Origin of the sequence: Agreia sp. Leaf283 (assembly GCF_001422485.1) — a bacterium.
Taxonomy (GTDB): domain Bacteria; phylum Actinomycetota; class Actinomycetes; order Actinomycetales; family Microbacteriaceae; genus Agreia.
In genome coordinates this window covers 46583-72955 of sequence record NZ_LMNF01000003.1, presented here as the reverse complement: position 1 = coordinate 72955, position 26373 = coordinate 46583, and the positions used below count along the sequence as shown (strand labels likewise).

23 protein-coding genes are annotated in these 26373 nt (G+C 68.3%); 11 read left to right on the top strand and 12 right to left on the bottom strand.

What is annotated here, in order from left to right; genetic code table 11:
• Positions 1 to 16 precede the first annotated feature (16 nt).
• The 5 genes from ilvN to otsA form a co-directional block, all read right to left on the bottom strand.
• Positions 17 to 526, bottom strand: a complete 510-nt coding sequence (ilvN, locus tag ASF51_RS13955) for an acetolactate synthase small subunit (RefSeq protein WP_044442265.1) — start codon at positions 524 to 526, stop codon at positions 17 to 19.
• 3 nt (positions 527 to 529) lie between these two features.
• Entirely contained in the window at positions 530 to 2359 is a 1830-nt protein-coding gene (locus ASF51_RS13950; protein WP_055931058.1) for an acetolactate synthase large subunit, read from the bottom strand.
• A gap of 80 nt (positions 2360 to 2439) precedes the next feature.
• Positions 2440 to 4134, bottom strand: a complete 1695-nt coding sequence (gene ilvD / locus ASF51_RS13945; protein ID WP_055931055.1) for a dihydroxy-acid dehydratase — start codon at positions 4132 to 4134, stop codon at positions 2440 to 2442.
• A gap of 19 nt (positions 4135 to 4153) precedes the next feature.
• Complete coding sequence (otsB, locus tag ASF51_RS13940) at positions 4154 to 4990, bottom strand: trehalose-phosphatase (RefSeq protein WP_082480044.1); 837 nt, start codon at positions 4988 to 4990, stop codon at positions 4154 to 4156.
• On the bottom strand, positions 4987 to 6525 hold the full coding sequence (gene otsA, locus ASF51_RS13935; RefSeq protein ID WP_082480042.1) for an alpha,alpha-trehalose-phosphate synthase (UDP-forming): 1539 nt from the start codon (positions 6523 to 6525) through the stop codon (positions 4987 to 4989). The genes otsB and otsA overlap by 4 nt, the downstream gene beginning before the upstream one ends.
• A gap of 186 nt (positions 6526 to 6711) precedes the next feature.
• On the opposite strand from otsA, the gene ASF51_RS13930 reads away from it, so the two are divergent.
• Positions 6712 to 6906, top strand: a complete 195-nt coding sequence (locus ASF51_RS13930) for a hypothetical protein (protein WP_055931049.1) — start codon at positions 6712 to 6714, stop codon at positions 6904 to 6906.
• Positions 6907 to 7052: 146 nt separating this feature from the next.
• Here ASF51_RS13930 and ASF51_RS13925 read toward each other — a convergent pair whose 3' ends face one another.
• Genes ASF51_RS13925 through ASF51_RS13905 form a run of 5 tightly spaced genes read right to left on the bottom strand, consistent with a single transcriptional unit; the run spans position 7053 to position 12172 of the window.
• Entirely contained in the window at positions 7053 to 7820 is a 768-nt protein-coding gene (locus ASF51_RS13925; RefSeq protein WP_055931047.1) for a FadR/GntR family transcriptional regulator, read from the bottom strand.
• A 15-nt stretch (positions 7821 to 7835) separates the two neighbouring features.
• Positions 7836 to 8627, bottom strand: a complete 792-nt coding sequence (locus ASF51_RS13920; RefSeq protein WP_044442276.1) for a 3-oxoacyl-ACP reductase — start codon at positions 8625 to 8627, stop codon at positions 7836 to 7838.
• Positions 8624 to 9991 (bottom strand): aldehyde dehydrogenase, encoded by a 1368-nt coding sequence (locus tag ASF51_RS13915; protein ID WP_055931043.1) that lies wholly within the window; start codon positions 9989 to 9991, stop codon positions 8624 to 8626. Before ASF51_RS13915 ends, ASF51_RS13920 begins: the two co-directional genes overlap by 4 nt.
• Positions 9988 to 10803: a gamma-glutamyl-gamma-aminobutyrate hydrolase family protein gene (locus tag ASF51_RS13910; protein ID WP_055931040.1), complete on the bottom strand. Its 816-nt coding sequence runs from the start codon at positions 10801 to 10803 to the stop codon at positions 9988 to 9990. Before ASF51_RS13910 ends, ASF51_RS13915 begins: the two co-directional genes overlap by 4 nt.
• The gene (locus ASF51_RS13905; protein WP_055931037.1) at positions 10790 to 12172 is read right to left on the bottom strand and encodes a glutamine synthetase family protein; all 1383 of its coding nucleotides are present in this window, start codon (positions 12170 to 12172) and stop codon (positions 10790 to 10792) included. The genes ASF51_RS13910 and ASF51_RS13905 overlap by 14 nt, the downstream gene beginning before the upstream one ends.
• Before the next feature lie 230 nt (positions 12173 to 12402).
• Between ASF51_RS13905 and ASF51_RS13900 the strand changes: the two genes are divergently transcribed.
• From ASF51_RS13900 to ASF51_RS13870, 7 genes are all read left to right on the top strand, one after another.
• Entirely contained in the window at positions 12403 to 13974 is a 1572-nt protein-coding gene (locus ASF51_RS13900; RefSeq protein WP_055932166.1) for an amino acid permease, read from the top strand.
• A 132-nt stretch (positions 13975 to 14106) separates the two neighbouring features.
• Positions 14107 to 14469, top strand: a complete 363-nt coding sequence (locus tag ASF51_RS13895) for a hypothetical protein (protein ID WP_055931034.1) — start codon at positions 14107 to 14109, stop codon at positions 14467 to 14469.
• A gap of 42 nt (positions 14470 to 14511) precedes the next feature.
• Entirely contained in the window at positions 14512 to 16086 is a 1575-nt protein-coding gene (locus ASF51_RS13890; protein ID WP_055931031.1) for an AAA family ATPase, read from the top strand.
• The gene (locus ASF51_RS13885) at positions 16083 to 16802 is read left to right on the top strand and encodes a hypothetical protein (RefSeq protein ID WP_055931027.1); all 720 of its coding nucleotides are present in this window, start codon (positions 16083 to 16085) and stop codon (positions 16800 to 16802) included. The genes ASF51_RS13890 and ASF51_RS13885 overlap by 4 nt, the downstream gene beginning before the upstream one ends.
• Complete coding sequence (locus tag ASF51_RS13880; RefSeq protein WP_055931024.1) at positions 16799 to 18769, top strand: hypothetical protein; 1971 nt, start codon at positions 16799 to 16801, stop codon at positions 18767 to 18769. The genes ASF51_RS13885 and ASF51_RS13880 overlap by 4 nt, the downstream gene beginning before the upstream one ends.
• Complete coding sequence (locus tag ASF51_RS13875) at positions 18762 to 19433, top strand: phosphohydrolase (RefSeq protein ID WP_235497263.1); 672 nt, start codon at positions 18762 to 18764, stop codon at positions 19431 to 19433. Before ASF51_RS13880 ends, ASF51_RS13875 begins: the two co-directional genes overlap by 8 nt.
• 11 nt (positions 19434 to 19444) lie before the next feature.
• Entirely contained in the window at positions 19445 to 20797 is a 1353-nt protein-coding gene (locus ASF51_RS13870) for an AMP-binding protein (protein WP_055932159.1), read from the top strand.
• 86 nt (positions 20798 to 20883) lie between these two features.
• Here the strand turns inward: ASF51_RS13870 and ASF51_RS13865 are convergent, their stop codons facing one another.
• Entirely contained in the window at positions 20884 to 22260 is a 1377-nt protein-coding gene (locus tag ASF51_RS13865; protein WP_055931021.1) for a glucose-6-phosphate dehydrogenase, read from the bottom strand.
• A gap of 56 nt (positions 22261 to 22316) precedes the next feature.
• Here ASF51_RS13865 and ASF51_RS13860 point away from each other — a divergent pair, with 56 nt between their 5' ends.
• Positions 22317 to 24110, top strand: a complete 1794-nt coding sequence (locus ASF51_RS13860; RefSeq protein WP_055931018.1) for a glycoside hydrolase family 15 protein — start codon at positions 22317 to 22319, stop codon at positions 24108 to 24110.
• Positions 24111 to 24132: 22 nt separating this feature from the next.
• On the opposite strand, the gene arfB is transcribed toward ASF51_RS13860, so the two are convergent.
• Entirely contained in the window at positions 24133 to 24555 is a 423-nt protein-coding gene (gene arfB, locus ASF51_RS13855; protein WP_055931015.1) for an alternative ribosome rescue aminoacyl-tRNA hydrolase ArfB, read from the bottom strand.
• 36 nt (positions 24556 to 24591) lie between these two features.
• Between arfB and ASF51_RS13850 the strand changes: the two genes are divergently transcribed.
• Entirely contained in the window at positions 24592 to 25326 is a 735-nt protein-coding gene (locus ASF51_RS13850; protein ID WP_055931013.1) for an alpha/beta hydrolase, read from the top strand.
• Complete coding sequence (locus ASF51_RS13845; RefSeq protein ID WP_055931010.1) at positions 25323 to 26336, top strand: alpha/beta hydrolase; 1014 nt, start codon at positions 25323 to 25325, stop codon at positions 26334 to 26336. Before ASF51_RS13850 ends, ASF51_RS13845 begins: the two co-directional genes overlap by 4 nt.
• Positions 26337 to 26373 lie beyond the last annotated feature (37 nt).

Here is a 26373-nt window from a genome sequence, read left to right as displayed (position 1 = left end):
CTCAGGGAACGGACCTTTAGTTCTTGAAGACGCGTTCGGTGATGCTCTTCGAGCCGCGTCCGATGGCGAGCAGTCCCGACTGGGCCAGCTCCTTGATTCCGTAGGGCTCGACGACACGCAGGAACGCGTTGGTCTTGCCCGAGTCGCCGGTGACCTCGATCACGAGCGCGTCGGTCGAGACGTCGACGACGCGGGCGCGGAACAGGTTGACGGCCTCAAGCACGTGCGAGCGGGTGGAGTTGTCGACGCGCACCTTGACCAGCAGGTGCTCGCGCTGCACCGACTGGTCGGGGTCGAGCTCGACGATCTTGATCACGTTGACAAGCTTGTTCAGCTGCTTGGTGACCTGCTCGAGGGGAAGCTCCTCGACGTCGACGGCGACCGTGATGCGCGAGAGACCCTCGATCTCGGATGCGCCTACAGCGAGGCTCTCGATGTTGAATCCGCGGCGGGCGAAGAGGCCGGCGACACGCGTGAGCAGACCGGGTTTGTCTTCGACGAGCAGGGAGAGAACGTGGTGGCTCATGGTCTACTCCTCATCCCACTCTGGGGCGATCTGCTGTGCGTGTTCGATCAGCGAGTTGCTGACCCCCTGGGGAACCATCGGCCAGACCATGGCGTCGCGGCTCACGATGAAGTCGATCACGACCGGGCGGTCGTTCGTCTCGATCGCCAGCTTGATCGCCGCGTCGATCTCGTCGGCCTTGGTGACCCGGATGCCCAGCGCACCGTAGGCGTCGGCCAGCTTCACGAAGTCGGGAACCATCTGCGTGCCGTGGCCCGTGTTCAGGTCGGTGAACGAGTGGCGTCCGTCGTAGAACAGGCTCTGCCACTGCCGCACCATGCCGAGCGACGAGTTGTTGATGATCGCGACCTTGATCGGGATGTTGTTGATCGTGCAGGTGGCGAGCTCCTGATTGGTCATCTGGAAGCATCCGTCACCGTCGATCGCCCACACCGTGCGCTCCGGCTCGGCGACTTTGGCACCCATGGCGGCGGGAACGCCGTAGCCCATGGTGCCGGCGCCGCCGGAGTTCAGCCAGGCGTTGGGCCGCTCGTACTTGATGAACTGCGCCGCCCACATCTGGTGCTGACCGACGCCGGATGCGTAGATCGCCTCGGGGCCGGACAGCTCGCCGATGCGCTTGATCACGTATTGCGGCGAGAGCAGGCCGTCGGTCGGTTCGGCGTAGCCGAGCGGGAACTCGGTCTGCAGTCCGCGCAGGTACTCCCACCACTCGTCGATGTCGGGGCGCGTCTCGGTTGCCGCGGCGGTGGCGACGAACGCCTTCGTGAGGTCGGCGATCACATCTTTCGCGTCGCCCACGATGGGGACATCGGCGGCGCGGATCTTGCCGATCTCGGCCGGGTCGACGTCGACGTGCACGATCTTGGCGTTCGGAGCGAACTCGCTCACCTTGCCGGTCACGCGGTCGTCGAAGCGCGCGCCGAGCGCGACGATCAGGTCGCTCTCCTGCAGCGCGAGCACGGCGGGAACGGTTCCGTGCATACCGGGCATGCCGAGGTTCTGCTCGTGCGAGTCGGGGAACGCACCGCGCGCCATCAGGGTCGTGACGACGGGAGCGCCGGTGGCCTCCGCCAGCACGGCGAGTTCGGGCGAGGCCTGGGCCCGGATGACTCCGCCGCCGACGTAGAAGACGGGCTTCTTCGCCTCGAGCAGCAGCTGCGCCGCCGCTTGGATCTGCTTGCCGTGCGCCTTCGTCACGGGACGGTAGCCCGCCAGGTCGACCTTCGGATTCCACACGAACGGCGCCGACTTCTGCTGCGCGTCTTTCGTGATGTCGACGAGCACGGGGCCCGGGCGGCCGGTGGATGCGATGTGGTACGCGGCAGCGAGGGTCGCGGGCACGTCCTCCGGCTTGGTGACCAGGAAGGAGTGCTTGGTGATCGGCATCGTGATTCCCACGATGTCGACCTCCTGGAACGCGTCGGTTCCCATGAGCGTCGAGAAGACCTGGCCCGTGATGATGAGGACAGGCACCGAGTCCATGTAGGCGTCGGCGATGGCCGTGACCAGGTTGGTCGCTCCGGGGCCCGAGGTCGCGATGGCGACGCCGACCTTGTTCGTCGACGACGCGTAGCCCTCGGCCGCGTGACCGGCGCCCTGCTCGTGGCGAACGAGGATGTGACGGATGGCGGTCGATGCCATGAGCTCGTCGTAGAACGGGATGATCGCGCCGCCGGGCAGGCCGAAGACGTCTTTCACGCCGAGGTACTCGAGCGAGCGGAGGATGGCTCCGGACCCCGTGAGGACCTCAGGAGCGTTCGCCGGGGCGGACGCGGAGGCCGGTTTGGGGATCGCCGGAGAGCCTGGCACGGGAGATGGATCCACGGGCATGTTGTTTTCCTAGCTTGTTGCCTGCACAGCGTGTCGTCGTGCGCTGCGGCAGACGGCGGTGATGAGGGTGGAGCGCGGTACTACCCCGTGATGGCGCCGGTCGCGGCCGACTTCACGAGCTTCGAGTACTTTGCCAGAACGCCACGGGTATAGCGCGGGGGAAGAGGGGCCCAGCCGTCTCGGCGGGCTGCAAGCTCATCGGCCTCGACGAGTAACTCGAGGGAGCGAGCGGCGATATCGACCCGTATTAGATCACCATCGCGCACGAAGGCGATAGGACCTGCGTCCACCGCTTCGGGTGCTATATGGCCGATACACAGTCCGGTTGTGCCGCCTGAGAACCTGCCGTCGGTCAATAGTAGTACATCTTTGCCGAGGCCAGCGCCCTTGATCGCGGCCGTGATGGCGAGCATCTCGCGCATTCCGGGGCCGCCCTTGGGACCTTCGTAGCGGATCACCACGACGTCTCCGTGGTTGATCAGACCCTCCGTGAGGGCATCCATCGCGGCGCGCTCGCGCTCGAACACCTTGGCCGGTCCTTCGAAGACGGCCGCGTCGAATCCGGCCGTCTTCACGACGGCGCCCTCGGGTGCGAGCGAGCCCTTGAGAACCGTGAGGCCACCCGTGGGGTGGATGGGGTTGTCGAGCGTGCGCAGCACCTTGCCGTCGAGCTCGGGGATGTCGAGCTCGGCCAGGTTCTCGGCGAGCGTCTTGCCCGTGACCGTGAGCACGTCGCCGTGCAGCAGCCCGGCATCGAGCAGCGCCTTCATCAGAACGGGCAGTCCGCCGTGGCGGTCCATGTCGTTCATCACGTACTTGCCGAAGGGCTTCATGTCGGCGAGGTGAGGAATGGTGTCGCCGATGCGGTTGAAGTCGTCGATCGTCAGGTCGACCTCGGCCTCGTAGGCGATGGCGAGAAGGTGCAGGATGACGTTGGTCGAGCCTCCGAGGGCCATCGCGACCGCGATGGCGTTCTCGAACGCCGGCTTGGTCAGGATGTCGCGGGTCGTGATGCCGAGGCGCAGCATGTTGACGACGGCCTCGCCGCTGCGGTGCGCGAAGTAGTCGCGGCGGCGGTCTGCCGACGCGGGCGAAGCGGAGCCGGGCAGGCTCATGCCGAGAGCCTCAGCGACGCTCGCCATGGTGTTGGCCGTGTACATGCCGCCGCAGGCGCCCTCGCCCGGAGCGAAGGCGCACTCGATGCGCTTGGCGTCGGCCTCGCTCATGGTGCCGGCCTTCACGCCGCCGACGGCCTCGAACGAGTCGATGATCGTGATGTCTTTCTCGGTGCCGTCGGACAGCTTGACCCACCCGGGCGCGATCGATCCGGCGTAGAGGAAGACGCTGGCGAGGTCGAGCCGAGCGGCGGCCATCAGCATGCCGGGCAGCGACTTGTCGCATCCGGCGAGCAGCACGGAGCCGTCGAGGCGCTCGGCCTGCATAACGACCTCGACGCTGTCGGCGATGACCTCACGCGACACGAGAGAGAAGTGCATGCCCTCGTGGCCCATCGAGATGCCGTCGGAGACGGAGATGGTGCCGAACTGAAGGGGGTAGCCGCCGCCCGAGTGCACGCCCTCTTTGGCACCCTGCGCGAGGCGGTCGAGCGACAGGTTGCACGGCGTGATCTCGTTCCACGAGCTGGCGATGCCGATCTGCGGCTTCTCCCAGTCGGCGTCTCCCATTCCGACGGCCCGAAGCATTCCGCGCGAGGTGGTTGCTTCGATTCCATCGGTGACGACGCGACTGCGCGGCTTCATGTCTATTTCGGGCATGTTACGAGTTTAGAACCACTCAAGGTGCGGGAGTGCACGCCTCCGCGCGGAACTGGGCGAGCAGAGCGAGCACCTGTGCGACCTCGGCTTCGTCGCTCACACGGAACTCGGCGATGGTCTTGCCCGCCCCGCTCTTGAGCCCGAAGTCTCCGCTGCGAAGCACAGCGAACGCATCCTCATCGGTGACGTCATCGCCGGCGTAGAGCACCGCGGTCGCCTTCGTGTACTCCTTCAGGTGGAGCAACGCCTCGCCCTTGGTGGTCGATCGGATCGAGAACTCGAGCACGTTCTTTCCCTCGCGCACCGTGAGGCCCTCGATCTCGGACTGCGTCTCGGCGAGCGCCATCAGGTGAGCCTGACGACTGCCCTCTTCGGACGCGAGGCGGGTGTGCAAGGCAAAACCGGCCGGCTTGGTCTCGATCCAGACGTCGTCGACCTTGTCGGCGACGTCTTCGAGAACACCGCTGAGCACGTCGACCTGAGCCAGCTCCTGAGTGTCGAGGGTGAGTCGGGTGGGGCTGTCGAGGCGGATCTCGACACCGTGCGAGCCCACGAGCAGCACGTCGTCGGGCAGGTCGCTCACCTGTTCCAGGCTCTCCATCGCGCGGCCCGAGATGAGCGCCACACGCGTGGAGTCGAGCTTCAACAGGTCGAAGAGAGCCCGGCGGGCCTCGGGGAGCGCACGGGCATGGCTCGGCACGTCGACCTCGGGAGCGAGGGTTCCGTCGAAGTCGAGTGCGACGAGCAGGCGCTCCGTGCGCGCGAGCTCGCGCAGGCGCTCGATCAGGTCATCGGTCTCGTCGATCTGGGTGCCGGATGCGACGGCTCGGCTCGTGCCGTTCGACGGGCTGCTCATCGGTCGGATGCTCCCCACTTGGTCGCGACGTACGAGGGCGTGCCGTTCGGGTCGGTCAACGACGACAGGAACGCGGTCGACCAGCGCGAGACGTCGTAGTCGAGCACCCGTTTGCGCAGTGCGCGCATCCGCCTCGTTCGTTCGCCCTTCTTCATCTCGATCGCCTCCATGATCGACTCCTTCAGCCCGTCGATGTCGTGGGGGTTCACGAGCAGCGCGCTCTTCAGTTCGTCTGCGGCGCCGGCGAACTCGCTCAGCACGAGTACGCCGTCGTTGTCGAAGCGGCTCGCCACATACTCTTTGGCCACGAGGTTCATTCCGTCGCGGAGCGCGGTGACCAGCATCACGTCGCTGGCCAGATAGAGCGCCACCATCTCCTCGCGGGGGTACCCCTGGTGCAGGTAGCTGATGGCCGTGTGGCTGATGGTCGAGTAGTCGCCATTGATGCGCCCGACCGTGAGCTCGACCTCGTCGCGCAGCTGCTGGTAGGCGGCGACGCGTTCGCGGCTGGGGCTGGCGACCTGCACGAGGGTCACGTCTTCAACGGTGACCGTGCCGTCGGCGAGCAGCTCGCCGAAGGCCTTGAGCCGATGGCCGATGCCTTTCGTGTAGTCGAGCCTGTCGACGCCGAGCATGACGACCTTCGGGTTGCCGAGACCGGCACGGATCTCTTTCGCCCGGGCCTGGATGTCGGGGCGCCGTGCGAGGTCCTCGAAGCTCTGCGTGTCGATCGAGATCGGGAAATGGCGCGCGTGGACGGTGCGGACGAGATTGCCCGTGCGCGACGTCGACACGCGGGACGGCTCGAGCGCTTCGGACACGTCTTCATCGATCGGCACGTCGATGGCCGTGCCCTTCGTCGTGTAGCTGAGCAGCCGACGCACGGCACGGGTGAAGTTGCCCGCGTCTGCCGCGCGCTGGAACCCGATGAGGTCGGCGCCGAGGAGCCCCTCGATGATCTGGGCACGCCACGGCAACTGCGAGAAGATGCCGTATGCCGGGAACGGAATGTGGTTGAAGAAGCCGATCGTGAGGTCGGGCCGGAGCTCGCGCAGCAACTTGGGCACGAGCTGCAGCTGGTAGTCCTGCACCCAGACCGTGCCATCGGCCGCGGCCACCGAAGCGGCACGCTCCGCGAAGCGCTGGTTGACGCGCACGTAGGACTCCCACCATTCGCGGTGATAGGTCGGCGGTGCGATCACGTCGTGATACAGCGGCCAGAGGGTGTCGTTCGAGAATCCCTCGTAGTAGTTCTCGACGTCGTCTGCGCTGAGCGTGACGGGAACGATGGAGATGTCGTCGTGCTCGAACGGCTCGGACTCGTCGTCGGCCACGCCCGCCCAGCCCACCCATGCTCCGTCGGCCCGTTGCATGACGGGCTCGAGGGCGGTCACGAGTCCGCCGGGCGATGTACGCCACTCGACGCTGCCGTCGGCGTGGGTCACCTTGTCGACAGGGAGCCTGTTCGAGACGACGACGAGGTCGTAGGTGTCGGCAGGGGTAGTGGACCGCGATGCGGCCTCGTCCGTGGAAATGGGGAACTCCTCGATTGCGGTCGGCCAAGGCGCCGACCGTGTAGACCAGTGATCAGGCTACCAGTCGATCCCCCGCATCCACGGGGTGCGCGGCGCGCGCTATACAAGACGACCCCGAGCATCCGGAAGCCCAGGCGGCCGGGCGGCGCGAACGACTAACCTGAATGCACGACCACGGAGGCACGCATGCGCAAATTCATCTTCAACTCGAGTGTGATCGGTGCTGTCGTCGGCGCCTGGTCGGTGCTGCAGACCACGCGGCAGGGTCCTCGCGACTGGCGACTGCTGCTCATGTGGCTCAGCTGGGGCATCACGGTCGCCCTCGCCATCGGCAGCGTTCTGCAGGCAGACGACGACGCCCGCGAGCTCGACGCGAAGTAGCAGTTCGCTCCCTGAGCTTGTCGCCCCGTTCCCTGAGCATGTCGAAGGGAACCATCGCCGACCCGTTCCCTGAGCTTGTCGAAGGGCCTCCCGAGATTTTCCCTTCGACAGGCTCAGGGAACGGCGGGAACGGACGGCCCGGCGAGTCAGGCCAGGAAGCCGCGGAGCAACGCTTCTGAGCCCTCGAGGTGCTCACGCATCGTGACCGCCGCCCTGTCGGCGTCTCCCGTGAGGATCGCGAGAACGATCTGCTCGTGCTGCTCGTTCGAATGCGCGATGTTGCGCTCGAGCAGTGGGATATGGTCGAGGAACTCGTTGATCCTCATGCGGTTGTCGGCCAGCAGCGGCATCAGCGACGGAACGCCAACGAGCTCTCCGATGGCGAGGTGCAGTCGGGAGTCGAGCCGTCGATAGTCGTCGGCGGATGCCTCGGCGGTCTCGCGCAGGCTGCTCCAGAGCAGTTCACGCTGCGCCTTCGTCAACGCGCGATCCGCTGCGGCGCGGGCCGCTCCGACCTCGAGGACGTCGCGCAGGCCGAGCACATCGTCGAGGTCCTCGGGCGTCACCGTGTCGGACTGCTGCGTCGTGTCGTCGAGCACTCCGCTGAGGCCGACGAGCGGAACCCGGTCGCTGACGAACGTGCCCCCGTAGCGCCCGCGCCGCGAGACCAGGAAACCGGCATCCGCGAGCGCCTTGATGGCGTCGCGCACCGTGTCGCGGCTCACTCCGAAGCGCAGTGCGAGGTCGCGTTCGCTGGGCAGGGCCTCCCCCGGCGAGACCACGCCGAGGCGGATCGTCTGCAGCAGTCTCGAGACGGTGTCCTCGAACGCGTTGCCGGTGCGCACCCGGCGCAACAGGGCGTCGCCGGCCAGGCCCGCGGCATCCGGTTGCGAGCCGTCTGCGATATCGGTCATCGCGCTCTCGACCCTCTACTCGGGCGTCACGTAGGCCGAGCTGATTCCCCCGTCGACGAGGAAGGTCGAGCCCGTGATGAACGAGGAGTCGTCGCTGGCGAGGAACGCGACCGAGGCGGCCAGTTCCTCGGGCTCCGCGAATCGCCCGAGGGGAATGTGCACGAGGCGACGCTGGGCGCGGGCCGGGTCCTTGGCGAAGAGCTCCTGCAGCAGGGGCGTGTTCACCGGGCCCGGGCAGAGGGCGTTGACCCGGATGCCCTGGCGGGCGAACTGCACGCCCAGCTCGCGTGACATGGCGAGCACGCCACCCTTCGATGCCGTGTACGAGATCTGCGAGGTCGCCGAGCCCATCACGGCGACGAACGACGCGGTGTTGATGATCGATCCGCGCTTCTGCGGAACCATGTAGCGCAGCGCGGCCCGCGAGCACAGGTACACCGACTTGAGGTTGACGTCTTGCACCTTCTCCCACGCGGGAAGCTCGGTGGTCTCGATGGAGTCGTCGTCGGGCGGCGAGATTCCCGCGTTGTTGAAGGCGACGTCGACCGAGCCGTAGGTGTCGAAGGCCACCTTGAACAGGTTGTCGACCTGGGCCTCGTCGGTCACGTTGACCTGCACGAAGAGGCCGCCGACGGCAGCTGCCGCGCGCTCGCCCGATGCGGCATCCATGTCGCCGATCACGACCGTGGCGCCCTCGGCGGCGAAGCGACGCGCGGTGGCGAAGCCGATGCCGCTGGCGCCGCCCGTGATCACCGCCACCTTTCCAGCGAGGCGCTTCGTGAGGTCGATGGTGGGCAGGTCGGTCATGAGAGCTCCTCTACGGCGATGAAGACGTTCTTGGTGTCGGTGAAACTGAGGGGGGCGTCGGGGCCGAGCTCGCGGCCGAGGCCCGACTGCTTGAAGCCGCCGAACGGCGTGCTGTAGCGCACGGAGGAGTGCGAGTTGACCGACAGGTTGCCCGCCTCGACGCCGCGGGAGACGCGCAGAGCACGACCGACGTCGCGGGTCCAGATCGACCCCGAGAGTCCGTACTCGGTGGCGTTGGCCAGCGACACCGCGTCGGCCTCGTCGTCGAACGGGAGCACCGTCACGACGGGGCCGAAGATCTCCTCGGTCGCGGTGCGGTCGTCGCGCCCCGGGGTGAGCACGGTCGGCGGGAACCAGTAGCCCGGCCCCTGCGGCGCGGATCCTCGGAAGGCGACCTGGCTGTCGTCGGGAACGTACGAGCTCACCGACGCGTGGTGCTTCGCCGAGACGAGCGGACCCATCTCCGTGGCCTCGTCGTTCGGGTCGCCGACCACGACCTTGTTCACCGCGGGCTCGAGCAGCTCCATGAAGCGGTCGTAGACGCTGCGCTCGACGAGGATGCGACTGCGCGCGCAGCAGTCCTGCCCCGCGTTGTCGAAGACCCCCGACGGCGCCGAGGCCGCGGCCTTCTCGAGATCGGAGTCGGCGAACACGATGTTCGCGCTCTTGCCGCCGAGCTCGAGGGTCACCCTCTTCACCTGCTCGGCACTGCCCGCCATGATCTTCTTGCCCACCGCGGTCGATCCGGTGAACACGACCTTGCGCACGGTCTGGTTGGTCACGAAGCGCTCACCGACCACCTGTCCGTGCCCGGGCAGCACCTGGAACAGGCCATCGGGCAGTCCCGACTCCCGCCCGATCTCGGCGAGCCGCACCGAGGTCAGGGGCGTCCACTCGGCCGGCTTCAGCACGACCGCGTTGCCCGCCGCGAGCGCCGGGGCGAATCCCCACGCGGCGATGGTCATGGGAAAGTTCCACGGGGTGATGACTCCCACCACGCCGAGAGGCTCGTGGAAGGTGACGTCGAGGCCGCCGGCGACCGGGATCTGCCTGCCGAAGAGCCGTTCGGGCGCGGCCGAGTAGTACGTGAGCACGTCGCGCACATGGCCCGCCTCCCAGCGGGCCTGGCCGATCGGATGGCCGGAGTTCAGAGTCTCCAGCCGGGCGAGGGCCTCGACGTTCGCGTCGACGGCCGCGGCGAAGTCGCGCAGGGCCTGGGCCCGCTCTGCGGGGGCCCGGCGTGCCCACGCCTTCTGCGCATCCGCCGCCCGCGCGATGGCGTCGTCGGTGCGCTCGACGTCGAAGAGCTCGACGTCGGTGACGATCTCTTCGGTCGCCGGGTTGATCACGGTGTAGCTGCTCATGTGGTCGGGTGTTCCCGTCTCTGTTCTCGGTAGTGTCGGGCCGCGTCGACGAGACCGGCGAACAGCCGGATGTCGTCGGGCGACTCCTCGGGATGCCACTGCACGGCGACGCCGAACGGTACGGACTCGAGCTCGACGGCCTCGATCGTTCCGTCGGGAGTTCGGGCGGTGACGACGAGCCCGTCGCCGAGCGCGTCGATGGCCTGGTGGTGGTAGACGGGAACGTCGATTAGAGCCGTTCCCTGAGCTTGTCGAAGGGAAGTATCCGATGCATTCCCTTCGACAAGCTCAGGGAACGGGAAGAGCAGCGTGGCAAGGCGCGAGCCCTGTTCGACGCCGACCTCGACGTGGTTGAAGATGCCCTCGCCCGCCTGGTAGCGACGATCTCCGACGACATCGGGGAGGTGCTGGTGCAGGGTTCCGCCGCGCGCGACGTTCAGCATCTGCGCTCCCCGGCAGATGCCGAGGAACGGAATCTCTCGATCGATCGCACGGCGCAGCAGGGTGTCCTCCCACGCGTCGCGGTCGCGTCGCGGCTCGTCGGTCTCGGCGTGGGCCTCCTGGCCGTAGCGCGACGGATCGATGTCTTTGCCGCCGGTGAGGATCAGCCCGTCGAGCGAGTCGAGCAGGCGGTCGGCGATCGGTTCGCTGACAGCCTGGGGCGGCAGCAGCACGGCGATGCCGCCGGCCTTCTCCACGGCATCGAAGTAGACCTTCGGAAGGAACGAGGCGGGAACGTCCCACACTCCGGTCTTCGCGCGTTCGAGATAGGTCGTGAGGCCGATGACGGGCAGGCGGTCAGAGGCGCTCAAAGCCGCGGATCCTCTCCCAGTCGGTGACGGCGCTGTCGAATGCCTTCAGCTCGATGCGCGCGTTGTTCACATAGTGGTCGACGACCTCGTCACCGAACGCGGCCCGGGCGATCTCGCTCGAGGCGAAGAGCTCGGCGGCGTCGCGCAGGTTCGTGGGCACGCGCGGCGCACCGGAGGTGTAGGCGTTGCCCACGGTCGCATCTTCGAGCTCGAGCTCGTTCTCGATTCCGTAGAGTCCGCCGGCGATGAGGGCGGCGGTCGCGAGGTACTGGTTCACGTCGCCCCCGGGAACGCGGTTCTCGACGCGCATGCCGAGGCCCTTGCCCACCACGCGCAGGGCGCAGGTGCGGTTGTCGAGCCCCCAGGCCACCGCTGTCGGGGCGAACGAGCCGTCGACGTAGCGCTTGTACGAATTGATGTTGGGCGCGAAGAACAGCGTCAGCTCGCGCAGCGTCTTGAGCTGCCCGGCCATGAAGTGCCGGAACATGTCGGACATGCCGTTCTCGGCATCCTTGTCGGCGAAGACGGCCTCGCCCTCGGTGCTGCGCAGGCTGATGTGCACGTGGCACGAGTTGCCCTCGCGCTCGTTGAACTTGGCCATGAACGTGAGCGACTTGCCATGGCGATCAGCGATCTCCTTGGCGCCGTTCTTGTAGATCGAGTGGTTGTCGCAGGTGACCATGGCGTCGTCGTAACGGAAGCCGATCTCCTGCTGCCCGAAGTTGCACTCGCCCTTGACGCCCTCGCAGTACATGCCCGCGCCATCCATCGACACCCGGATGTCGCGCAGCAGTGGCTCCATGCGCGTGGAGGCCAGCAGGGCGTAGTCGATGTTGTAGTCGCTCGCCGGGGTGAGGTCGCGGTACCCCTTCGACCAGGCGGAGCGGTAGCTGTCGTCGAAGACGATGAACTCGAGCTCGGTGGCGACAAAGGCCTCGAGGCCTCGATCTTTCAGGCGCTTCATCTGGGCGGCCAGGATCTGCCGCGGCGACGGCTCGACCGGCTCGCCGTCGAGCCACTGCAGGTCGGCGGTGACCATCGCCGTGCCCGGCAGCCAGGGAATCGTTCGCAGGGTCGACATGTCGGGCATCATCGCCATGTCGCCGTAGCCGTGCTCCCAGCTCGACATGTCGTAGCCGTCGACGGTGTTCATCTCCACGTCGACCGCGAGCAGGTAGTTGCAGCACTCGGCTCCGTGCGACGCCGCGTCCTCGACGAAGAGTCGGGCCGAGAGCCGTTTGCCCACGAGCCTGCCCTGCATGTCGGTGAAGGCCACGATCACGGTGTCGACCTCGCCGGCCGAGACCTGGGCCGTGAGTGCGTCGAGCGTCAGATTTCCTGCGGTGGATGCCACGGTGTGCTCCTTCATCGATGGTCGCCACGGGCGATTCCCGCGCTGCAGAACCCGTCGACCCGACCATTACACCACACGACATCGTCGGCTTACGGGGAGTTGTTCGCAGTGTTCGTAACACGCAATTTACACACAAAGGTGGTGCCAACCAACCAATAGAACGCTAGTGTGTGGACAATTCGTGCGAGGGAGCCGATGGCGTTCCGCTGTGCACTGCCGAGACAACGAGCTACCGGAGGATCCACGTGACTGACAGCAAGACCCGCCGTTCCGGCGTCACCTACAGCAAGGCTGTAGACGGCTACTTCGAGAAACGCACCCTCAAGAGATCGGCGGGCATCTGGGGGCTCTGGGGCCTCGCCGTGGCGGCCGTCATCTCGGGAGACTTCTCGGGGTGGAACTTCGGAATCGACTTCGCCGGCTTCGGGGGCATGCTCATCGCCTTCGCCCTGCTCATCGTCATGTACTACGGAATGATCTTCTCGATCGGCGAGATGGCGGCGGCCATGCCGCATACGGGAGGCGCGTACTCGTTCGCCCGCTCGGCCATGGGACCATGGGGTGGACTCGTGACGGGCCTCGCCGAGACCATCGAATACGTGGCCACGACCGGTGTGATCGTCTTCTTCTCGGCGCAGTATGCGAACAGCATCACGACCGAACTCCTCGGCTTCGACCTCTCCGGCGCCATGTGGATCTGGTGGCTGGTTCTCTACGTCGCGTTCATCGCGCTCAACGCCGCCGGGGCGGCGATCTCGTTCAAGTTCGCGATCGTCGTGTCGATCATCTCCATCGCGATCCTGCTCGTCTTCTCGGCCATGGCGGCGTTCTCCGGACTGTTCAGCTGGGACAGCCTCTTCAACATCGAGCCCGACCCGGGCCAGTCGGCGTTCCTCCCCCACGGCGTCGTCCCGATCCTCTTCGCTCTCCCCTTCGCCATGTGGTTCTTCCTCGGCATCGAGGAGCTGCCGCTCGCAGCCGAAGAGGCCCACAACCCGGTTCGCGACATTCCCAAGGCCGGCTTCTGGGCCCGCGGAACGCTGATCGTGACCGGCCTGCTCATCCTGTTCCTCAACACCGGCGTGATCGGCGCCGAGGACATGGGCGTCTCTGCCGAGCCCCTCCTCGACGGATTCCGCGCGATCGTGGGCGACCAGGCAGCCGCGGCGCTCGCGCTCTTCGCACTGATCGGCCTGCTCGCCTCGCTTCAGGGCATCATGTTCGCCTACGGACGCAACATGTACTCGCTCTCCCGCGCCGGGTACTACCCGAAGTTCTTCTCGCTCACCGGCAAGCGCCAGACGCCCTGGGTCGCCCTCACCGTGGGCGCGGTCATCGGCTTCATCGCCCTCATCGTTCTCGACATCCTGTCGAAGGTCGACGAGGAGGGAGCGGGAGCGGTCGCGGGAGCGATCATCCTGAACATCGCGGTCTGGGGTGCCGTCGTGGCGTACCTGCTGCAGATGATCTCCTTCGTGATCCTGCGCAAGAAGTTCCCGAACGCCAAGCGGCCCTACGTGAGCCCGTGGGGCATCCCCGGCGCCGTGATCGCCGGCGTCATCTCCGCGCTCATCTTCTTGGGCTTCCTGCTCAACGTCACCTTCCAGCCGGCCATCATCGCGATCGTGATCGTCTACGCGCTGATCCTCCTCGGATTCGCCGTCTGGGGGCGCAAGCAGCTCGTGCTCTCTCCCGAGGAGGAGTACGCGCTCTCGGGCGGCCTGCACGGCGACCCCGAGACCGACGGCTACGGGGGTGCCGTGGCCGAGGAGATCCGGTCGGAGGACCTCGACCCGTCCGGTCGCCCGAAGGGTTAACGAACCCCTTCCGAAATCTGTCCCGAACAGGTCGCGATCCCGTCTATCAGGCGGGATCGCGGCGTGTCTGCGGCCCTATTCGGAGCCCACGCCGCAGACTGCTCTTACGACCGTGGTGGGAAGGTGTGACAAATGCTCGGATGGCGACGACGCGCGAAGGCAGAACAACAAGACGAGGCCAACCAGCAGCGTCTTTCCGAGCTGGTGAACCAGACCCTCATGGAGAACTTCGGCCCCTATGGATCGTTCGCGATCACTCGGCGCACCGAGGTCGACACCGACGATATCTTCCACACCGTTCTCGCCGCCTCGGTGGCCCGCGACATCGTGTCGACGCTCACCAGCCACGGCGTCTTCCGCGCCGCAGAGACCCCGGTCTCGCGCACGCCGCTCGCCCCGATCAACACCGTCGATGTGCCCGCAGAGCTGGCCAAGGCTGTCACCGACGCCGCTCCCCGCACTACGACACTCGTCGGTCCTGTCCGCGCCGCGTAACAGCACTCCCCGGCACGGCTCCCCGCTTCCTAGACTGGTGCCATGCCCAATCGCTGGAACAAGATCTCGGAATCCCCCACGCGAACCGGCACCGGCGCATCCCACCCCGGCCTGACGGCCGAAGACCTGTTTCGCCAACCCGACCGCGTCGACCAGGTCGCCCTCGACGAGAAGCTGCGCCGGATCTATTTCTGGCTCGTCAACCGCGCCGTCATCTCGCCCTTCTACGACATCGAATTCTCCCTCGACGCCCCGGTGAGTTTTGCCCTCGGCGACGCCGGTGCAGAGCTGCACCTGCCCACCGACCAGTCCTATTCGTCGAACGTGCTGCTGCCCCTGCTCACCACGGCGGTCGGCGGAAAGTGCCTGCTCGTCGGTGGCCCGGGTCGTGGCAAGACCACCCTCGCCGTGCTGATGGCCGTGATCGCCGGCACCGAACCCGCCGAGGTGCGTCGAAGTGTGCAGCAGGGTCAGCCGCAGCTCACCGTGGGAGACCTCGTCGGCATGCCTCTGCCTCGCGACCTCGTGAACGCCGCCAGCCTTCCCGAGATCACCATCGCCTGGCGCGGCTGGCTCACGAAGCCCGTCAAGATCATCGACGAGTACAACCGCATTCCCACAAAGACCCAGTCCGCGCTGCTCACGATGGTGGCCGAGGGCTACGTCGAGAGCTACGACCAGATGCTTCGCACGGCTCCCGAGTCCGGGGTCGAGAGCTGGTTCTTCACCGCCAACGACGATTCGGGCGGCGGAACGTTCCCGGTCATCCAGGCTCTCAAAGACAGGGTCGACGTGACGGTCGCCGCGCAGGGATTCAACAGCAGGTTCTTCGACGAGCTGATCACCCGGGTCGAGGCAGGAGAGAAGCCCGAAGACCACGTTCCCGCCGAGCTGGTGTTCACCCCCACCGAGCAGGCCGCTCTTGCGGCGGCCATCCGGGCAGTGCCTGTTCCCCGCGACGTGCGTCGGCAGCTCGAGTTCTTCGCGAGCCAGTTCGAGTTCGTGCAGCACGGCGGCCGTCGCTTCGAATACCGCACGAAAGACACGGTCATGACCTCGGGAGGCCAGGTCGGAGAGGTCATCGACAGCAACACGGGCGCCGATCTGCAGGTCGACCTCGGGGCGCAGACCGTGAACAGCATCTCGGCGCGGGCGCTGCAGTCGCTCATCACCTACGCGAAGGCCATGGCCTACTTCCGGGGCGTCGACGTGGTCGGGCTCGACGACGTCGCCGCCGTGCTGCCGTTCTCGTTGCGGGGCAAACTCCTTCCGAACGAGCTGCACCCCCGGTTCGAGACCGGAGCCGACAGGGAGCTCGCGACCGACTCGATCAGTTGGCTCGGCGATCTGTTCGAGCAGTCGCGCCGCCAGTTCCTGTCACTCGGACTCGCGAAGAGCGATCCTGTCGGCGATCTGCTCGCGGAGTTCGCGGCAGGCCTCGACGGCGTCAGCCAGGTCGAGTCATCGCGCCGCCTCACGGCCATCGAGTCTCAGATCCAGACGATCTCGAAGCAGAAGAAGCTCTACGGGCGGCATTTCGACGACCTCGTGGCCTTGAAGTACCTGCACCAGCGCTACACCAACTACCTGCAGTGGCTCGAGGGTCGCCCCCGATGATCAGGCGGCCCGGGCAGGCCGTCGACGAGGGCCTGCTGCCGCAGACGACGGTCGCGCCCGTCGTTCCCGGCTTCGATGTCGACCAGTCGGTGCGCAACGTGGAGTCCTGGGGCGGAGACTCGACCCTCTACCGGCACTTTCTCTCACAGGCCCTCGCAGCCGACGACATCGCGGGCGGCACCGACGGGCCGCTTCCGCACACCGTTCTCACGCTCGCAGCCCTCGCGGCGTGGCGCTCGGGCATACTCGATCTGAGGCAGGATGCTCTCACCCGGCTCGGCGAGGCGCTCGGCTCCGGCTCGGTGCCGCGGCAGGCGCTGGTGAGTGCCGTGGGCCTGCAGCCCTCCGAACTCGACGACTTCGCGAGCGCCCAGGCCGAGAGCCCGTTCGGCTGGCCGGCCCGGGGCGACGGCGACGTGGTGATCGCCCGCGTCGGCGGATTCCGCGGGCTGGGCGGCGCATGGACGGCACCGCCCATGACCGGCGAGCACGGCGATCGGGAGGGCCGATTCGTCATCACCCTCACCGACGGCGAGCGGTGGCAGCTCGACGCCGACATCTTCGGCACGACCCTCTCCCGGCTGCCGCCCGATGAGGCGCCCACGACCGCAACCGACCCTGCTGGCCGGCCCGAGGCATCCGGTGCCTGGCCGACCCGACTCGCCGTCTTCGACACCTCGTACCTCGCCTGGCTCGTGCTGGAGAAGGCGCGATGACGCCACCTCTCGGCACTCGCGCACGCGAGCACACGCTCGACGAGCAGCAGCGCGCGGCCTGGCAGTCGGCGCAGGCGCTGTGGGGCGTGCGACTGCACGATCCCCTGCTCGAGCCCGGGTCCACGATGCCGTCGTTCGCCTGGTTCTCGTTTCCGCCGCAGGTCTCCGTCGATCCCGTCGAGGCGCGCCGACACGGGGTGGACGGCTTCTACGAATCGATCTTCGCGCACGAGATCGGCCATCACGTGCTGTCTCCGAGCACGCGCATCGACTCGTTCACGATCACCCAGCAGATCGCCCGGGCCATCGCCGCCACGGGCCGGGCCCGCATCCCCGATCCCGACGGCAAGGCCCGCCGCATGTCGAATCTGTGGTCGGACATGCTGATCAACACCCGGGTCGCGACGATGCAGCGGCAGCGCGACGGCGGCGCATCCCCCGAACCCGAGATGGTGCGCATGTGGCGCGTGCTGTCTGCCGAGCCGCCGAGCGACCAGCTCTGGTGGGTGGTGCTGCGTGCCTACGAGATTCTCTGGAGCAGGCCTGCCGGATTCCTGTGCCCGGCCGAACCACCACCGCGGCCCGTCGTGCACCGCGAGCCTCCGCCCCCGACCGTGCCGGCCGCGACGAAGACCGAGGAGCAGCGACTGAAGGCCGTCGAGGCAGCGGCGGCCGCCGACGCCCGCATCGCCGCCGAGGCCGTCTGGGCAGAGCTCGTGCTCACGAATCCGCCCCTCGACGCCGCCCTCCTCGCCGAGACCGTGCGCACTTTCGCAGACGACCCGGTGAGCGGCGCGCTGCGCTTCGGCATGATCATGGCCCCCTACCTGATCGCCGACGAGCAACCCCGTCGGCGGTCGACATCGGCCGGCGCGCAGGCGGCGGGCGGATGCGCGGGTCAGGCCGACGAGACGGCTCCGACGGCGGCCGAACTCGAGCGGGTGCTCGGCGACCCGCGGTTGCGCGAGGTGCCGGAGCATCCGGCCGTCGAGAAAGCGCGACAGGCCGAGCGAGCCTCGGGCACCGGCATGGAGGCCGACGATGGCTCGACCGGAGCCGCGGGCGTCGATGGGCTCGGCCAGGGCTACGGACTGGCCGACACACTCGAGCTCTATTCGGCGGCGAGCGCCGACGACGTCGTGGCGGCCTGGTACCTCACTGCTGCCCGCCGATACGTGCGGCCCCTCACCCAGCCCTCGGCCAGGCCCCGCTCGCTCGATGAGACCATCCCGGGCGCCTTGGAGCAGTGGAACATCGACGACGACATCTCGTCGATCGACTGGCCGGCGTCTCTGTCGCACAGCACGACCGTCGTTCCCGGCGTCACGACGAGGCTCCGCGACGTTCTGCCGGATGCTCCTCCCGACGCCCGCGAGAGCGTGCAGCTCGACATCTACATCGACTCCTCCGGCTCGATGACCGCGCCTCGACGCGAATCGCCGGGCGTGCTGGCCGGCACCATCCTGATCCTGAGCGCCCTCCGCGGTGGCGGGCAGGCGCGCGTGACGTCGTTCTCGGCGGCCGGCGAGGTCGCCGGCGGCGCGCGGTTCACCCGAGACAGGGCCGAGTTGATGCGAGACCTCACCTTCTACTTCGGGCACGGAACGACGTTCCCGCTCGACCTCTACGCGGCGCGGTACGCAGACGCGCGACGCTCGCGCGGGGTGGGCGCATCGGCCACCCGGCGGCACGTGGTCGTGCTCTCCGACGACGGCCTGCAGTCGATGTTCGGCGCGGGTCAGCCCCAGTACGCCGACGTGGCACGCACGGTGCGCCGCGTGATCGACACCGCCACGCTCGTCGTGCAGGATGCCGGTCGCCGCCTCACGAAGCCCGCCACCGAGGCGGGCTACGACGTCGAGTACATCGACCGCATGACGGATGCGCCCCTCGTCTGCGCGCGCCTGGCCCGGAGACTCGCCGATCCGCTGGGCCCTCGAACCGACGCTGGAGGTCGACGTGGCTGATCGCACGGAACCAGAGATCGACTCGGCCGAGCAGCTGCTGCAGCGCTGGCTCGACCGCGGCGACGACGTCGACGCCGCCTGGCAGCAGGCCGTGCCCGGGCCGTCGGTCGACGTCGTGAGCAGTCGCCTGTCGAGCATCCCGAAGAGCTTCCTCGACGACCGGGTCTCCCTGCTGGGCCTCGCCGGCGACGTTCTCGGCGCCGACAGGGGCCGCACGCCCGCATCGACCGAGATCGTGCAGCTGCTCACCGACGTCGCCCAGACGAGGTCGTCGGCCGCTCGGCGGGGCGCGGCCATCGCCCTGTGGCTCTGGGCGAGCGAAGACCTGCTCGGCGCATTCACTCCCCGGCTCGAGACCGCCCACGCGTCGCGCACCCTCGCGGCTCTCGCGCTGCGCCTGGCCGCAGTGGTCGATCCCTCCGAGTGGATCAGCGACGCCGAGCGCCGAGACGAGGCCGCCCGCACGTTCCTGCTCTGGTCGGGTGCGCTGCCCGCCGGCGAGGATCGCGAGACGGCTCGATCGCTGCTCGACATGCGCGACTCGCTGCAACGCAACGGAGCGCTGGCGGCCGCTGCCGCCGAGCACGCTCATCGGCTCGAGGTGACCCGCGCGCTGAACGACGCCCGGGCACGCGAGGCGGCAGCCCGGTACACCCACGAATGAGCGTGAACGGCATGAATGCGCCCGACCCCGACGATCCGCTGGCCATCGCCGAGTACGCCCCCGGCGGCCAGACGGCCCTCGTCGATGCCGAGCGCTGGCCGACGCTCAGCGCCGAGGGCGCGCGACGGCTCGAGACGCTGCGGTCGCATCCGGATGCCCCGGCCTGGGTTCACGCCACAGGCGACCGGCTCTCGTCCGAGGCCGTGCGGCGCGTTCGCCAGCCGCTGCCGACGACCGGCTGGATCGACGAGCACCTCGACACCGCGCGACGCCTTCCCGCCTACAGAAGACGTGCGGCCGAGCTTCTCTCGCTGCAGGACTTTCCTCTGATCGTCCGCGACGACCTCGTCGACGACGTGTCGGCGTTCGTGCCCCTCGACGCCGATCTCGCACGGGCCGTGCACGGCTCGAGCTCGGGCAGCACGGGCCGGGCGCTGCTGATTCCCGACGACATCGAGGACACGGCACGCACCTTCCACCTCATGGTCTCGCTCGCGGCGGAGCAGGGCGTCGAATGGGCGCCGGATCACAGCCGCCTCGCACTCGCCCACGTCGTGAAGCAGCGACAGGCGTTCACCTACGCCTCGGTGATCAGCTCCTTCGACCAGGCCACGATGGCGCGTCTCAACCTTGACGAGCGCGGCTGGCGCAGCCCCGACACGCGCACGCGCTTCCTCGTCGCCCAGAACCCGCAAGCGTTCAGCGGCAGCCCCACGAGCCTCGCCGAGCTGCTCGACCCCGAGCTCGTCGCGGCGCTCCGCCCCCTCGTGATCTTCTCCGGCGCGATGGCCCTGTCGAGCGCGCTGCGCCACGACCTCGAGCGCGCCTACGGCTGCCCCGTGATCGACATCTACGGACTCCACGAGACCCGGCCCATCGCATCCCGAGCCGACGACGGCCCGTTCGTGGTGCTCGACCGGCGCGTTCGCGTCGAGGTGGTCGACGAGCTGGGCCGGCCGGCCCCGGCCGGCGCGAACGGAGAGATCGTGGTGACCGCCGGCGAGAATCCGCTGCTGCCGCTCGTGCGCTACCGCACCGGCGACTTCGGGCGCCTGGTCGACGTCGACGGTCGGCTCGCGATCGCCGACCTCGAGGGCCGCGAGGCGACCACGTTCCTCGCCTCCGATGGCAGCCGCGTGCCGTGCGTCGACCTGACCCAGCACCTGCAGGCGGCCGGCGCCCACGGCTGGTCGGTGGTGCAGGATGCGACGGGCCGGGTCGAGGCGACGATCGTGCGGGGCGACTCGGCGCGGGTCACGGCCGCCCTCGAGGCGCTGCTGGGACGCCCGGTCGAGGTGCAGCGGCGGGGTTCGCTCTCTGAGCTCGGGGAGGGCAAACCCCGCCGCTACGTCTCGCGCGCCTGACAGCAGGAGTGGTTTCGATCCCCCAGGTCCGTTCCCTGAGCCTGTCGAAGGGCTGCGTGTCCATCCAGCGCAGGGCCCATCCGGGGTCAGCCGATGCGGGCCCATTTCGACGGGCCGTCGGAGCCCGCCTTGTATGTGTCGAGCGGCACCTCGTCGGCCCGCCACGCCTCGAGCACCGGGGCCACGATGCGCCATCCCTCCACGGCAGAGTCGCCCCTGACCGACAGCGAGGGGTCTCCGTCGAGAATGCCCGCGAGCACCTCTCGGTAGGCCAGCAGCTGGCCGTCGCCGAAGAGGGCGTCGAGCTGTGTCTTCTCGAGCTCGTAGGGGTCGCCCGGACCGTTCACGTTGAGCTCGAACGACATCTTGTCGGGGGCGAGGTAGATGCGCAGAACGTTCGGATGCTCGGTTCCCGTGAGCCCGGTGGGCACCCTGTTCGCCTTCTTGAACGTGATCGCGATCTCGCGACGACGCTCGGAGAGCGCCTTGCCGCTGCGGAGGGTGAACGGCACGCCGGCCCAGCGCCACGTGTCGATCTGCACGGTGACCTCGGCGAGCGTCTCGGTCTTGCGCGAGGCGACGACGCCGGGCTCCTTGGAGTAGGCGGGCATCTCGCGGCCGTCGACGTCGCCCGCGGTGTAGCGGGCGCGTCGGCTCGAGGCGGCCGGATCGCCGTCTTTCAGGCTCGTGGCGCGCAGCACGATCTCTTTCGCGTCGCGCAGGTCGTCGGCGCCGAGTGTCGACGGCGGCTCCATCGCGACCACCGCCATGACCTGCAGCAGGTGGCTCTGGATCATGTCGATGAGAGCGCCCGCGGTGTCGTAGTAGCCGGCCCGGCCCTCGAGCCCGAGCTGCTCGTCGTAGACGATGTCGACCTTCTCGATGTGCTCGGCGTTCCAGACGGGCTCGAAGATGCGGTTCGCGAAGCGCAGGCCGAGCAGGTTGAAGACGGTGGAGCGGCCGAGGAAGTGGTCGACGCGGTGGATCTGGTTCTCGGGAACGAGCTTGGCCAGCTGCGCGTTCAGCGCCTCCGCGCTCGCCACGTCGGTGCCGAACGGCTTCTCGAGGGCGAGCGTGAGCCCGGCCGGCCGGGTGACGTGCTCGAGAGCGGTGCAGGCGGCCACGGCCACGGCGGGAGGCAGGGCGAAGTAGATCGCGGGGGCGGCATCGCACGAGTCGATGAGCTTCTGCAGCACGGCCGGATCGGTGACGTCGGCCTTCACATAGGTGGCGGTGGTTCGCGTGTGATCGCCCGACGGCCCGGTGCAGTTCACCGTGTCGAAGGCCGTGTCGACGACCTTTCTGAAGTCGTCGTCGCTCCAGTCGGCGCTGCCCGCGCCGATCAGCTGCAGGTGGCGCTCGCCCTGCTCGTCGAGCAGCTGGCCGAGGCCGGGAAGGAGCAGGCGCGAGGTGAGGTCGCCTGAGGCTCCGAGAATGATCAGCGATGACAATTTCTTCGACATGGTAGTCAGGCTAGTACCGGGCGCCGACCGTGGCTTTCAGGTGTGAAGATGGGGTAATGAGCCTGGCCATCGAGGATTACGCCCTGATCAGCGACTGCCACACGGCGGCCCTCGTGGGGCGGGACGGCAGCATCGACTGGCTCTGCCTCCCCCGCTACGACTCGCCGTCGACGTTCGGCGCTCTTCTCGGCACCGAGGAGCACGGCCGCTGGCTCCTGGCCCCGTCGTCGCCCGACGCCACCTGCACCCGCGTCTACGACGGCAGCACGTTCGTGCTTGTCACCACCTGGACCACCCCGACGGGCGTGGTCGAGGTCACCGACCTCATGCCGCACGGCGACCGACGGGCCGACGTTCTGCGTCGGGTGCGCGGCGTCTCGGGTCACGTCGAGATGGTCGAGGAGCTGGTGATCCGCTTCGGGTACGCGACGGCCGTTCCCTGGGTGCGCCAGTCTCGCGAGAACGGCCATCCGATGCTCGTGGCCATCGCCGGGCCGGATGCGCTGGTGCGGCGCGGCCCGCGGCTCACGGCCGCCGACACCCGGCACCGCGGGGTGTTCCAGGTGCGCGAGGGCAGCCACGTCGACATCTCGCTCACCTGGTTCCCGTCGCACCGGGAGCCCCCGCAGCAGCTCGATTTCGACGAACGCCTCGTCGCCACGAAGTCGTGGTGGGCGGAGTGGTCGAAGTCGCTCACCCACGACGGGCCGTACGGGCCGGAGGTCATCCGGTCTCTTCTCGTACTGCGCGCGCTCAGCCACGAGGACACGGGCGGCATCGTGGCGGCGGCCACGACGTCGCTCCCCGAATCGCAGGGCGGGGTTCGCAACTGGGACTACCGCTACGTGTGGCTGCGCGATGCGTCGCTCACGCTGCAGGTCCTGCTCTCGCACGGCTTCGACGAGGAGGCAGTGAACTGGCGCGACTGGCTGCTGCGCGCCATCGCGGGCGATCCCGCAGACATCCAGATCATGTACGGTCTGGCGGGCGAACGCGAACTGCCCGAGCGCGAGATCACGAGCCTGCCGGGCTACCAGGGCGCCTCGCCCGTGCGCATCGGCAACGGGGCGGCGCTGCAGTACCAAGCCGACGTGATCGGCGAGGTCATGATGGCCCTGCACGAGGCACGGCTCGCGGGCGCCGAGGAGACGGAGTTCAGCTGGCCGCTGCAGAGGGCCCTGATGAGTTTCGTCGAAGAGAACTGGACAAGGCCCGACAACGGCATCTGGGAGATCCGCGGTGCGCTGCAGCACTTCACGCACTCGCGCGTCATGATCTGGGTCGCCCTCGACAGGGCCGTGCGGGGCGTGCGCGAGTTCGGGCTCGACGGGCCGGCCGAGCGCTGGGAGAAGCTGCGCGACGAGGTGCGCGACGAGATCGAGCAGAACGGCTGGGACGCCGAGCGCGGCACCTACACCCAGTACTACGGCAGTACCGAGGTCGACGCGTCGCTGCTCCTGCTTCCGCAAACCGGCTTCTGCACCCCGACGGATGCGCGCATGCTCGGCACGGTGAAGGCCATCGAGAGCGACCTCCTGAACGACGGGCTCGTAATGCGGTATCGCACCGAGAGCGACGTCGACGGGCTGCCGGCCGGCGAGCATCCGTTTCTCGCCTGCTCGTTCTGGCTTGCGGAGCAGTGGGCCGGCTCGGGGCGGCTCGCCGACGCGGTCACGCTCATGGACAGGCTGGTCTCGTTCACCAACGACGTGGGGCTGCTCTCGGAGGAGTACGACCCGGCCGCGGGACGCCAGATGGGCAACACGCCCCAGGCTCTGTCGCACCTCGCGCTGGTGCGCGCGGCCGACGCTATCGACCGCCACTCGCCGCCGACGACGGAAGAGAACTGAGCGCGGACGAGGCCCGGCTCGTCTATTCGGCCGACGGCCGTTGACGCTGCTGCTTGGTCTCCGACCGGCGTTTCTTGCCGGCGAGATGCCGCCTCGCCGAGCCTCGGGTCGGCCTCGTCGCGCGCCGGAGCGGCGCGGGAGGCGCCAGCGCGTCGCGCACGAGCTCGCCGAGATGCTCGAGGGCGGTCTCGCGATTGCGCAGCTGTGAGCGCTGGGCGGAGACCGTGACGGTGATGCGACCAGCCGTGAGACGTCGACCGAGCCTGCTCAGCAGTTGCTCGCGCTGCGACTCGCTGAGCACGGCGGAGTCGGCGATGCTCCACGACAGCTGCACCCTGCTGTCGGACGTGTTGACGTGCTGGCCGCCCGGGCCCGACGAGCGCGAGAATCGCCAGTCGAGCTCCGCCGCCGGGATGGTGAGCCCATCCACCACCTCGAGATCCATATACCCAGCGTTGCACGATCAGGGAGAATTGGCCCCATGACTTCTCGCCGTCGCGGCGCGCTGCGCGCCACCGCCGCCGTTCTCGTCGCCGCGATCGTCGTGGGTGCGAGCGGTTTTCTCGTCTACGCCAACGTCACATCCGCCGCCGAGCGCGAGCCTCTCGCCGAGGTGGCAGATGACCCGGCGATCTCCCTCGACTACTCGCGAGACTCGGTCGTCATGGCTCCCGCCTCCGACGCGAACGGCGAGGGCCTCGTCTTCATCGCGGGCGCCAAGATCGAACCCGTCGCCTACGCCTACAAACTGTCGGGCCTCGTCGATGCCGGATACACGGTCGTGATCGTGCGCCCGTTCCTCAATTTCGGGCTGTTCGAGACGCGGCCTCTCTCGGCCTTCACTTCACTCGCGCCCGACGTCTCCGACTGGTTCGTGGGCGGGCACTCCCTGGGCGGGGTGAAGGCGTGCATGTACGCCGACTCTCCTGATGTGAAGGGGCTCGTTCTCTTCGGGTCGTACTGCGCCAACAACCTCTCCGACTCCGAGCTGACCGTCGTCTCGCTTTCTGGAAGCGCCGACGGGCTGAGCACGCCCGCCAAGATCGACGCCAACGCGAAGGCGCTGCCCGCAGACACGACCTTCGTCGAGATCGAGGGAGCCAACCACGCGGCCTTCGGCGACTACGGGCTGCAAGCCGGCGACGGTGACTCCTCGATCGACGACTCCGATATGCGCGACATCATCACCGACACGATCACGGGAGCCCTGCAATGACCCATCGACGCACACGCGCCCGCGTCGGAACGGCGGCGGTCGTCATCGGAGCCGTCACTGCGGCCGCGATCTCCGCGTGGAAACTGAGCCCGTGGCCGTCGGCGATACTCGTGCGATATGTCTTCGAGAAAGACGGGGCGCGCGTCTTGAAGGCCCTGCAGGCCCACGCACCGGGCGGGGTCGACCGGGCCACCGGCATCCGGTATCGGCCGCACGACCAGCACGCGCTTCTGGATGTCTACCACCCGTCGGGCGCGTCGGCCGGCCTTCCGACCGTGGTCTGGACGCACGGCGGCGCGTGGATCTCGGGCGGCCGCGCGAACGCGGCGCCCTACTTCGAGCTGCTCGCCGCGGCGGGCTTCACGGTGGTGAGCGTGGACTACTCCCGAGGCCCCGCGAGCCGCTATCCCACCGCCGTGCACCAGCTGAACGACGCCCACGCCTATCTCGTCGCGAACGCCGACGCGCTGCACATCGACCCCGACCGCATCGTGCTCGCCGGCGACTCGGCGGGCGCCCAGCTCTCGAGCCAGCTGGCCACCGCCATCACCGACCCGGCCTATGCGGCCGAGCTCGGCATCCGGCCCGGTCTTGCGGCACACCAGCTGCGCGGTGTGATCCTGCACTGCGGCATCTACCACCTGGAGGGCCTGCTGACCGCGACGGGCATCGTCGGATGGGGCAACCGAACAGCCCTGCACGCCTACGTGGGCGGCCGTCGCTTCGCCACGTCGCCGTTGCTCGGGCAGATGTCGATGATGCACCGGGCGACCGCGGCGTTTCCTCCGACATTCATCAGCGGAGGCAACGGCGACCCCCTGACCGACGGCCAGGCGAAGCCGTTCGCCGATCGCTTGGAGTCGCTGGGCGTCGACGTGACGCGGCTGTTCTGGCCCGACGATCTCACTCCCCCGCTGCCGCACGAATACCAGTTCGATCTCGACCGTCCAGAGGGGCTCGCCGCGTTGAGGGCTGCAATCGACTTCGTCTGGCACCAGACTGGGGGGTGACGAGCTTGTCGCGATATCGAGCGATCGATGTCGCGGC

What these genes read in the sequence shown, in the direction of transcription:
- ilvN (WP_044442265.1), bottom strand. Translation starts at nt 526, where the DNA reads ATGAGCCACCACGTTCTCTCCCTGCTCGTCGAAGACAAACCCGGTCTG.
- ASF51_RS13950 (WP_055931058.1), bottom strand. Translation starts at nt 2,359, where the DNA reads ATGCCCGTGGATCCATCTCCCGTGCCAGGCTCTCCGGCGATCCCCAAA.
- ilvD (WP_055931055.1), bottom strand. Translation starts at nt 4,134, where the DNA reads ATGCCCGAAATAGACATGAAGCCGCGCAGTCGCGTCGTCACCGATGGA.
- otsB (WP_082480044.1), bottom strand. Translation starts at nt 4,990, where the DNA reads ATGAGCAGCCCGTCGAACGGCACGAGCCGAGCCGTCGCATCCGGCACC.
- ASF51_RS13930 (WP_055931049.1), top strand. Translation starts at nt 6,712, where the DNA reads ATGCGCAAATTCATCTTCAACTCGAGTGTGATCGGTGCTGTCGTCGGC.
- ASF51_RS13925 (WP_055931047.1), bottom strand. Translation starts at nt 7,820, where the DNA reads ATGACCGATATCGCAGACGGCTCGCAACCGGATGCCGCGGGCCTGGCC.
- ASF51_RS13920 (WP_044442276.1), bottom strand. Translation starts at nt 8,627, where the DNA reads ATGACCGACCTGCCCACCATCGACCTCACGAAGCGCCTCGCTGGAAAG.
- ASF51_RS13915 (WP_055931043.1), bottom strand. Translation starts at nt 9,991, where the DNA reads ATGAGCAGCTACACCGTGATCAACCCGGCGACCGAAGAGATCGTCACC.
- ASF51_RS13905 (WP_055931037.1), bottom strand. Translation starts at nt 12,172, where the DNA reads ATGAAGGAGCACACCGTGGCATCCACCGCAGGAAATCTGACGCTCGAC.
- ASF51_RS13895 (WP_055931034.1), top strand. Translation starts at nt 14,107, where the DNA reads ATGCTCGGATGGCGACGACGCGCGAAGGCAGAACAACAAGACGAGGCC.
- ASF51_RS13890 (WP_055931031.1), top strand. Translation starts at nt 14,512, where the DNA reads ATGCCCAATCGCTGGAACAAGATCTCGGAATCCCCCACGCGAACCGGC.
- ASF51_RS13885 (WP_055931027.1), top strand. Translation starts at nt 16,083, where the DNA reads ATGATCAGGCGGCCCGGGCAGGCCGTCGACGAGGGCCTGCTGCCGCAG.
- ASF51_RS13880 (WP_055931024.1), top strand. Translation starts at nt 16,799, where the DNA reads ATGACGCCACCTCTCGGCACTCGCGCACGCGAGCACACGCTCGACGAG.
- ASF51_RS13870 (WP_055932159.1), top strand. Translation starts at nt 19,445, where the DNA reads ATGAATGCGCCCGACCCCGACGATCCGCTGGCCATCGCCGAGTACGCC.
- ASF51_RS13865 (WP_055931021.1), bottom strand. Translation starts at nt 22,260, where the DNA reads ATGTCGAAGAAATTGTCATCGCTGATCATTCTCGGAGCCTCAGGCGAC.
- ASF51_RS13860 (WP_055931018.1), top strand. Translation starts at nt 22,317, where the DNA reads ATGAGCCTGGCCATCGAGGATTACGCCCTGATCAGCGACTGCCACACG.
- arfB (WP_055931015.1), bottom strand. Translation starts at nt 24,555, where the DNA reads ATGGATCTCGAGGTGGTGGATGGGCTCACCATCCCGGCGGCGGAGCTC.
- ASF51_RS13850 (WP_055931013.1), top strand. Translation starts at nt 24,592, where the DNA reads ATGACTTCTCGCCGTCGCGGCGCGCTGCGCGCCACCGCCGCCGTTCTC.
- ASF51_RS13845 (WP_055931010.1), top strand. Translation starts at nt 25,323, where the DNA reads ATGACCCATCGACGCACACGCGCCCGCGTCGGAACGGCGGCGGTCGTC.